A 1,259-nucleotide genomic window follows, 5' to 3' on the forward strand; every position below is an offset into this window, starting at 1 on the left:
GGCGCAGACAGCGGCTGCGGCGTACCCGTCCCAGGCGCCAGGTCCGTCGATGTAGTTGCCGGTGCCGGCGCCCGTCTTCACTGCCTTGATCCACCGGGCGAACTCGGTGTCGTAGGCCTGCCCGAAGCGTTCGCGGAATCCTGGGGTGATCTGCCCACCCCAGTTGCCGGGCTTGGTCTTTCGGATCAGTCCCACGTCGAGTCCGATCATCGCGCTTCCGAGTTCGCCGACAACTTCGGTGCGCACCTCGTAGGCAACTCCGGTGGTGACAAACACCTCGGCGTCGACGTGTCTACCGGACTCGGTCTCGAATATCGCGATCTGTGGGTCTTGAATGCCCTCGGGAGCAAGCGAATTCGCAGACGGCCGAATTATCTGCACCGAGGTGATCTCTTCGTCGAGCAGGAATCGCGTCACGTCGACCTCGTGGACGAGTGAGTCCTTGACGATCATCGCGCTGTCGAAGCCGTTCGGAACTGCAGGATTGCGGTGCGCGCAGTGCACAACGAGAGGGCGACCGAGATCGCCGCTGTCGATCAAATCCTTGAGCTGGGTGTATTCGTGATCGAATCGGCGCATGAAACCGACCTGGATCAGTTTCTTTCCCAGCGCTGCTTCGGCTTTGACGATCGCCAGCGAACTGTCCGCGTCGGTGGTCAGCGGCTTCTCGCAGAGCACCGGCTTGCCTGCTTCGAGACAGGCAAGAACCTGCTTCTCATGGGTCGGGCCCGGGGTTGCGAGAACAACGGCGTCGACGTCCTCGGCTGCGATGGCATCGAACGGATCGACGACGACGCGTGACCCCGGCGTCAGGGCTGCGATTTCCTCGGCGCGTGCCAGCGAGTAGTCGTTGACGACGGTGACTCGGGCACCTCCGATCTTGTTGGTGATGCGGTCGACGTGATCGGCCCCCATGATGCCGACGCCGAGCACTGCGATCCGAAGATCCTGGTTGTCAGACATGCGGTGGTACTCCTCGATTGTGTTGCTCAGCTGAAACGGACGGCGGGGACGCCACAGGTGGACAGGTACTTCTGAGTGCGCTGTGCGATGGGCAGCGGTGTGTCGGGATGGCAGGGATACATGTCCTGCTCGACGATCGCGAACACGTCGATGCCGAGCTTCTCGATGGCCTCCAGAAGCGGCGGCATGTCGGGGATTCCGCGCGGCGGTTCGATCATGGCACCGAGTTTGACGGCCTCACCGAACGGCAGGTCCTCCGCCTCAACCTTGGCGACAATCGCCGGATCCACCTGCTT

The 1,259-nt window shown here is 62.6% G+C and carries 1 protein-coding gene and 1 pseudogene; both read right to left on the bottom strand.

Features of this window, described 5'->3' with window-relative positions:
• Window positions 1-963: Gfo/Idh/MocA family protein (locus ABT116_RS47570; RefSeq protein WP_351647652.1), on the bottom strand; the 963-nt coding region annotated here is incomplete at its 3' end.
• A 26-nt stretch (window positions 964-989) separates the two neighbouring features.
• A pseudogene (locus ABT116_RS47575) lies at window positions 990-1,259 on the bottom strand (2-keto-myo-inositol dehydratase); the annotation flags it as partial.

This window comes from Streptomyces sp. NPDC002130 (assembly GCF_040296465.1).
Classification (GTDB): Bacteria; Actinomycetota; Actinomycetes; order Streptomycetales; family Streptomycetaceae; genus Streptomyces.